10 protein-coding genes and 1 rRNA gene are annotated in these 7,702 nt (G+C 34.6%); 1 reads left to right on the top strand and 10 read right to left on the bottom strand.

The features are described 5' to 3' along the window. The first annotated feature begins 543 nt into the window (after positions 1-543). Positions 544-936 carry a biopolymer transporter ExbD gene (locus H4J75_RS19155; protein ID WP_182218634.1) on the top strand — a complete coding sequence of 131 codons (393 nt, stop codon included), beginning with the start codon at positions 544-546 and terminating at the stop codon, positions 934-936. Between the two features lie 355 nt (positions 937-1,291). Here H4J75_RS19155 and H4J75_RS19160 read toward each other — a convergent pair whose 3' ends face one another. The 10 genes from H4J75_RS19160 to rrf form a co-directional block, all read right to left on the bottom strand. Then, the gene (locus H4J75_RS19160) at positions 1,292-1,936 is read right to left on the bottom strand and encodes an NAD(P)H-binding protein (RefSeq protein WP_182222990.1); all 645 of its coding nucleotides are present in this window, start codon (positions 1,934-1,936) and stop codon (positions 1,292-1,294) included. A gap of 330 nt (positions 1,937-2,266) precedes the next feature. Beyond that, entirely contained in the window at positions 2,267-2,560 is a 294-nt protein-coding gene (locus H4J75_RS19165) for a hypothetical protein (protein ID WP_070375257.1), read from the bottom strand. A 104-nt stretch (positions 2,561-2,664) separates the two neighbouring features. Further along, positions 2,665-2,898 (bottom strand): hypothetical protein, encoded by a 234-nt coding sequence (locus H4J75_RS19170; RefSeq protein WP_182218630.1) that lies wholly within the window; start codon positions 2,896-2,898, stop codon positions 2,665-2,667. Between the two features lie 116 nt (positions 2,899-3,014). After that, positions 3,015-3,593, bottom strand: a complete 579-nt coding sequence (locus H4J75_RS19175; protein ID WP_182222991.1) for a hypothetical protein — start codon at positions 3,591-3,593, stop codon at positions 3,015-3,017. Positions 3,594-3,710: 117 nt separating this feature from the next. Beyond that, entirely contained in the window at positions 3,711-4,172 is a 462-nt protein-coding gene (locus H4J75_RS19180) for a DUF2846 domain-containing protein (protein WP_182218627.1), read from the bottom strand. A 126-nt stretch (positions 4,173-4,298) separates the two neighbouring features. After that, entirely contained in the window at positions 4,299-4,808 is a 510-nt protein-coding gene (locus H4J75_RS19185; protein WP_182222992.1) for a DUF6265 family protein, read from the bottom strand. A gap of 142 nt (positions 4,809-4,950) precedes the next feature. After that, positions 4,951-5,310 (bottom strand): hypothetical protein, encoded by a 360-nt coding sequence (locus tag H4J75_RS19190; RefSeq protein WP_182218623.1) that lies wholly within the window; start codon positions 5,308-5,310, stop codon positions 4,951-4,953. Positions 5,311-5,440: 130 nt separating this feature from the next. Further along, complete coding sequence (locus tag H4J75_RS19195; protein ID WP_182218621.1) at positions 5,441-5,791, bottom strand: hypothetical protein; 351 nt, start codon at positions 5,789-5,791, stop codon at positions 5,441-5,443. 106 nt (positions 5,792-5,897) lie between these two features. Further along, positions 5,898-6,416, bottom strand: coding sequence for a DUF1697 domain-containing protein (locus tag H4J75_RS19200; RefSeq protein ID WP_182222993.1), 519 nt, complete (start codon positions 6,414-6,416; stop codon positions 5,898-5,900). Between the two features lie 1,166 nt (positions 6,417-7,582). Continuing rightward, a 5S ribosomal RNA gene (gene rrf / locus H4J75_RS19205) occupies positions 7,583-7,697 on the bottom strand. Positions 7,698-7,702 lie beyond the last annotated feature (5 nt).

The following is a 7,702-nucleotide window of genomic DNA, read 5'->3' on the forward strand; positions in this document are numbered from 1 at the left end:
ATGTCAACGTTTTATTTAATTTAATTTGAAGTTCTTTTCGAAGATTCAAACCTTATCTATAAAACGTTAAGTTAACTACTTTACTCTAAAGTGATGTAGATAACTTATCAAAACAGCTCTTTCGTGGTTCGTTTTGACTGAACCCCTTGGAACTGGAGCGCATTCTAGACATTTTCTAAAAACTATCAAGCACTATTTTCATCTTTTTGTTTGTTCGAATGAAAAACAAGCAGACCGGATGATATTAAAACATATATCTACTAATAACTCCCCTACAGCTATTTACAAGCACTATAAATCTGGCCCTATTTTTACTTTAACTCATCATGTCGAAGATCAAATAGTATTCTTCAGCGTACAAATATCAATATGTTGTGCTGCATATTTAGTTAATTTACTTATCTCACCTATTAATTAGTCGTTTTGTTTTTACTTATTTACGAATAAATTCGTATCTATATTGTTTTATCGATAATTTGAACTAATGTAAAAGATATACGAAATAACTCGTAGAATATAACTAACAAGTATTGAGGTACCAGGATGAGAAGAAATAGACTTTATGAAGACCAAAAAGCTGAAGCAGATATGACACCTATGCTTGATATTGTTTTTATCCTTTTAATATTCTTTATTGTGACCACCTCATTTGTTAAAGAACAAGGTTTCTTAGTGAATAAACCCGATGGCGGCAATCCTAATCAGAATAATAATCCTATGTTACTTATAAGAGTAAATGAAAATGGTCTTGTTTCCTTAAATGGTAGAATTACAGATATTGAAAGACTACCAGCAAATATAGAAAATTATATGGCTACTAACCCAGTATCTGCTGCTGTTGTGATCCCTCACGCAAATACAAATTATGATAATGTAGTTAAGGTTATCGATCACATAACTATGGTTGGTGGGCTTACGGTATCTATAGGAAAATAGTTTATATATGAGGGTTAGTCTTTTGATGGGCTAACCCTTTAAACTCAGGTTCCTGTTATATATGTGCTTCGATATATTAAGGTCAATCATATTAGTTTGTATAACCCGCTAGTCACTAAAATGACATTTAACTCTGTTAATGCTGACAGTAATAATCAAGTACTTGGCATCTAGCTTGTGTTATTAGCTTTTACATAGACAAAGCAGACTATTAACGACAGCTAATACACTCTTATTACAAGAGACGATTAACTCATTATCCCCGGCGCTTAACCTACTCCCTACTTAATATTGTTTATTAGTAAAAAATTATTAATCTGGTAATAAGTCTACCTATGTATAATGCTGTTGATCACTAAATAAAAACTTCATCAAGACAAAAAATCTCTATTGACGGACCAAGCTCCTGGCTAGACAAGACCATTCTTGCTGCTACTTGCTCACCCGTTATCGGGCGGAAGCGTCGTAGCAAGGGTATAATGCATAAAATAGGCATGAACCAACTAGCCATTTTTTCACCTAAGCGAAATTCTGTTCGTTGACCAAGTAGTAATGACGGTTGAAAAATACTAATACGTTTAAAGGGTAATTGTTTTATTCTCTGCTCCAAAAGACCTTTCATTTTCAGATACGAATTATTACTTTGATCATTAGCCCCAGCAGAAGAAACGAGTAGGTAGTGATTAACACCGTTGCTTACTGCTAATTGTGCTGCTTCAAACTGGTAATCAAGATCTACTCTACCTTGTTCCACGATTGAACCCGCTTGCTTAACTGTTGTACCAAGACATGAAAATAAAATGTCCGCATCAAATAGTGTGATGTAATTATTGAGGTGTTCGAAGTCCACGACTTGATTACAAACTTTTGTTGATGTATGTGGGGAAGGCCTACGTGTTAGTGTAATAATTTCACTAATATGGTCACTGCTAACGAGTTGATCAACTATCGCCCGTCCGACTAACCCGGTAGCGCCTATAACTATAGCTTTTTTTGCCATTACACTCTCTCTAGTATTATCCCGGAAAATTGATGCTTTTTTACTGTGTCGAAAATATATTGAGCTGAATTAATGCAGGGATAAGATAACACCTCGTTAAAAGGATAATCATTGTTAACTGAAATTTATGAAAACCTATACTAGCTAACCATTTATCGTCGGTCTATATTGGCTTGTAGCTTTGTTATTGGCATAGTGTCTCTGAAGTTCTTTTATATAAGTAGATAAAAGTAGTCCAACGCAATAATTATATCGGTTATGCCACCCAATTAGATTAGAACGGCCGTTAGCCAACTGTATTTTGTCCCTGTTTAAATTCTGGTGATGTTTTTATACCGACGATCTCACTATTTTTAGAAAATAACCAACCATTAAAGAGACTAACAAACCAAAAAATGAAACAAGTGCAGATACGAGTAAAACTGCTACACCAATATTAGCCGTTTCGGCTGTATTTTCGTCTAAGCCTAGGTAATTAGACTGAAAAACAAAAATAAATAATAGTGATACAACAACAATGGCCAGGGTTGAATACATTGATGCTTGCCAAAATGAGTTAGGAAGTTTCCAATGAACGCCACCCGCAATTAATATAGATAATCCAGCTAGTAAATATGGGACCAATGCTCAAACCTCTCAAAAAATATAGTTGGCTAAAAGGAAAACGAAGTGAAAACAGCCAACTGTATCTTCCGTTCGAGTTATTGTTAGGGCTTATTGCTTATTGCTTATTGCTTATGAAGAGTAAACGATGTTTTTTTTGATGTTAATCGCTTTGCTGATAATATTTTATAATAACCAAGTGATATACCTGATTTTACAAAAGCATAGCTTAACGTATTCCCTTTATATGGGAAAACGTCACTAATCTGATCTTGTTGCAACTCCATATTTATTAATTCGTCATAAGAATTAAATGAAGAAGTTAAAACGTCTAAACCATCAACTTGAATAATATCCATAAATTGTGACCTTATACCCTAACGCCCTATTAAGAGACAAATGAATGTTAGCTAAAATAAACAACGAAGGAGTATATAGCCAACTGTTATTTTTCCTGCTTGAATGGCTTATGCTATTAAAACTCGGTGAACTGAATATTATTAAAAAACGCATCACTATCGTTTTGTAATGTTGAATATCCAGTATCTACAAAGTAACGACTAGAGTACTCAATATTTACACCTACTGTATTTTTTTTAGGATGTTGGCAATTATAGCCAATACTTTCAAATAACATTGAGGCTTTGCCTCCTTGAATTTTAGCATTAGTATCTTGAGATATTGAATGGTATTTAACACAAACAGCACCATTAAGTGATGAAAGATTTTCGGTGTTTTCTTTGTTTTCAAATCGCCCCGTATTTGGGGCAGATGCTCTCGAACTAACAATATATTCTAGAAACTTTTTATCTGAATCTAAACTTGGCAATTGAAATATAGAAACATTTACAACTTGCGATTCATTTTTATTAACGCCTTTACTCCCAAGAGATGATTGATAGCCTGAAGCAGTAATAACCACCCAATCTCCATTTTGTGGAGGGAGTGTCGTTACACCATAAATGTTAATAGGGCTATTTGAATTTACAATGGGTGCGACAGTCGAACACGAAGCAAGAAATAAACTTGATAATAATACTATAATTTTAAACACTAACTTTCCTTAGTAGCATAACGCCACGTTAAGAGGCTTTTAATTGTTGGCGAAAATATCAAACGGAGCGGAACCTAGCGACGGTTAAAAGTTCTGCTTTAATGGCTTATTATGAGGCTACATACTCGAATTAAGTACTTTTAAATCGTTTGCAGCTTGTTCTTTATTAACTTCAATTAATCCCGCAGCCCCCGAAAATGACATCACTGTCCCCATTGATGTTGCATCTTGAAATTCTATATCGAACCTTAAGTAATATGTCTTACCTTTTTCCATGTCAATATTTCCAATTACATCTCCAAAAATCCAATTATCTAAAAATGAAGTTGAACCTATTTTTATCTCATGTGCCCCCGGCTCTAGGTGAGTTAAGACATAACCAGAGTTTTTTAAAGAAAACTTTTCTTTACCATCGATAAAAATGGTTGGCCAAGTTCCCCCTTGAAAGAATTTAGATGGCCTATAAATATATAAAGAACTCTTATTTACAGCTGTATTTTCAAAACCTTTAAACCGATCTCCAGAAGCAGAACATCCACTAAAAAGTAGTGTGCATATAATCAGAAATAATACTCTCAATTTGAAAAACCTCATAACGCCTCATTAAGAGACAAATAATTGTTGGCTAAAATAGCGACGCAGGAGCAAAAGCCAACTGATATTTGTCCTGCTTGAATGGCTTTTATGCAGTTACAAACCGAAGTCTCAATTAATTCTTGTATAAGAAAACTTTTCTTCAGTTGTACTTCCATTGTCTTCAATAGCAACATATATATTAATTTCGTTGTCGCTAACCTTCTCAATAGTCATGCCGTTGAAGTAAACTTTATTTTCCATAACTTTGACCAATACAAAATCAATAGTTTTATCTTTCTTCTCCCATCCTTTTAAGTCTCTATGAAAATGCTTTAATCTAAAGATAAGTGTTACATTTTCTTCGGATATTGTCTCAATTTCATAGAATTGTACTTCATTTTCAACAACAAGCTTAAATGCTCCCATCATGCTCCCGCCAACAGCAGGCGACCATACTTCTTCAATGAGGCCACCAAATGCTTCCCCTCTCCAATGACCTGAAAGCCATTTCACTACACTTAAATCAGCAGCAGGTGACTGCTGCTTACCTTCTAAGAATAATATGTTAGGGAATTTATCATTTGCTAAAATATCAAAACAAAATAGCATAAGGAAACAAAGTGCACTTTTTTTAATCATTTTATTGCTCCATGACAAGTTGGAATAATCTGACCACATAACGCCCATTAAGAAGCTTTTAATTGTTAGCTAAAATAAACAACGAAGGAGTATTTTATAGCTAACTGTTACTTTTTCTGCTTGAATGACTTGTTATAAATCGTTAATCACTACACTCGACTTTGGCATAATCACCGCCACCAACTGTACTATCAGGTATAGTAAACCCTATATTTTCAGCAGTTTGCGAATGGTTTTCGTGAATAGTAAACACATGTAACTTTCCTGTTCCCCCTCCGCAGACTGAGGGGTAATCAACCAGTATTAAATTACCACAACTTTCATCTTTAACTTCAATACCGGCTTCTTGCAGATAACTCTTAGTTAATGATATTGATAAACCATTATCCTGACACTGTAACTCCCCTGTACTTATATATACTTCAATATTATTGTCAGAGTCCGATTGGTTGCAACCGGAAAGAGATACCAGTATTGGTAGCATTAGATAAATAAATTTCATAGCGTACTCCGTTACTTTATTTAGATTTTTAACACCCCATTAAGAGGCTTTTTATAGTTGGCTAACATGTGAGGCGAAGCGGACTTAGCCAACAATTTTTAGCGTAGGTTTGAATAACTTACTATTTTTACTATGATACAGAAGCATTGACAACTTCCAACGTTCCATTGCGCTGTATTATGTGAACGAAAGCTAGGAACTCGTCATCTGATTTTGAATACCCTTGTTTCCAGAAAACCCTTACGTCACTTTTTTTTCTAATAACACCAACCAACTCTCGTTTTGTAAAAAAACCAAGAGTTTCTTGATATGCTTTGCACTGCTTTTCAAGTTCATCTTTAGTGACGATACTTTTCATATTGTCACTGAAGTCTCGCACATGCTTTTCATGGTCAATTTCAGTGGAAGCATCCATAAGGTTATCCATTATAGGATTAACTATTTCCAATATTTCGTCATTTGAAAGCTTCAACCAATTCATGAATACTCCTAGATAGCTAACGCCCACTTAGGCGAAAAATATAGTTGGCTAAAATGTTGAACGGAGTGAATACAGCCAACTTTATATTTTCCGTTTGAAGTTCCTGTTATGCATTTTTTAGCATAGTGCTAATTTTATTAATAGTATTTAGATTTCTACCTGTCGCACTTTGACCTAAACAAGACTCTACATTTGCTACTAGTTTTGAACGACCTATGCCTTCAGGTGCATATAAATAAAGGACATTACCTTTAACTGTATACTCTTCAGAACTTGATATATATTTATTTAACTTATCTTGAACTAGGTTGATATTATTTTTACAAAAGTAAAAGTGTACAAATTTACCTTCAAATTCTTTGTATGGATTATTTAAAGCTGATGTTGAGAACACTGATTCTTCTAAAGAAAAAACCGCAGGAGCAAAGCCAAAGTTCTTGGATATAATACTTTGCACTTGCTCTGTTGGATTTTTAGGGCTTTTTAAAACGATATTGCCACTTTGGATATATGATGAAACACTTTCATAGCCACTTTGTTCCAAAAGCGGGACAAGCTCTTTCATCGGTAATATATTATTGCCCCCAACATTGATCCCTCTGAATAATACGATGAATTTTTGCACCAAATTCCCTTAAATGTCTAACGCCTAACTAGCGGCGCGAAATTGTTGGCTAAAATAGCGAACGGAATGAAACCAGCCAACTGTCTTTTATCCGTTTGAATGCTTTGTTAGTATCAACACATTCAAAATAAGCCATTTTAACTAAATGATAATTAAGTAGAACTTAACACCATTCAATAATTTTTTATCGTGTCAATACATGCCAAATCACATATGCCCAAGACAAGAAACCGTGCAGAATTGCCCATAAGATTGACTTATTTACGCTCCATGAAATAGCAATTGAAAGAGCTGTTCCAAATGTAATTCCATACTTTACTATTTCTTTCCCTGAATTATCCATTAATGACATTCCTAGTTTGGTTATTTTTATTAAGTATTATCAATTATAAGCATAATACTATGATGCATTGATATATCAGGGAGCTGGTACTCCCCGATAAGCGGTTTAGTTCAACAGCTTATATGGAGACTACTCACTAATGTACATCCATAAATTAAATTTATTACTCATTAATATCACATATTTTTAACAATTTAGGAACAGTGAACTTTTAAATTTCATCACTATTTGGATATTACTGAGACTTATCACTAGTAACACAAGGCTAGGTCATCAGAAAATATATTATAAATATTTTAAGTTCAACAATACACGCGAAGTAATCACTACTTCTTATATTATTGAGATAGTGATCTTCTTACCGCCACCTAAAATCAATGAATGATTTTGTCGTCATTTACAGTGGTGCATCAGGATGTAATTCGCTTACTAAGCAAACGCGATTATGAAGGGTTATTCTGCTAAGTTTTCAAACGACAGAAAGCAAAAAAGCCGACTCTTTCGGATCGGGTTTCTGTAAATAGAGGCTTAGCAATGTCCTATTCTCACATGGGCATGTCGAACATAAGTCACACTACCGTTGGCGCTACTGCTCTACAGGTATAAATACTGTATTTTCAAACGTCAGAAAGCAAAAAACCCGACTCTTTCAAATCGGGTTTCTCTAAATAGAAGCTTAGAATGTCCTACTCTCACATGGGCATGTCGGACATAAGTCACACTACCGTTGTTATCAGTGCATGCTAGTTATGGATTTGGTCTTTTTTAAACGTCAGAAAGCAAAAAACCCGTAGCATCAGCTACGGGTTTCTCTTAATTAGAAGCCTAGCAATGTCCTACTCTCACATGGGAACTCCCACACTACCATCGGCGCTACTGCGTTTCACTTCTGAGTTCGGAATGGGATCAGGTGGTGCCACAGTGCTATTGTCGCTAGACAAAA

The sequence above is a fragment of the Colwellia sp. BRX10-1 genome (assembly GCF_014077545.1).
Taxonomy (GTDB): Bacteria; Pseudomonadota; Gammaproteobacteria; order Enterobacterales; family Alteromonadaceae; genus Colwellia_A.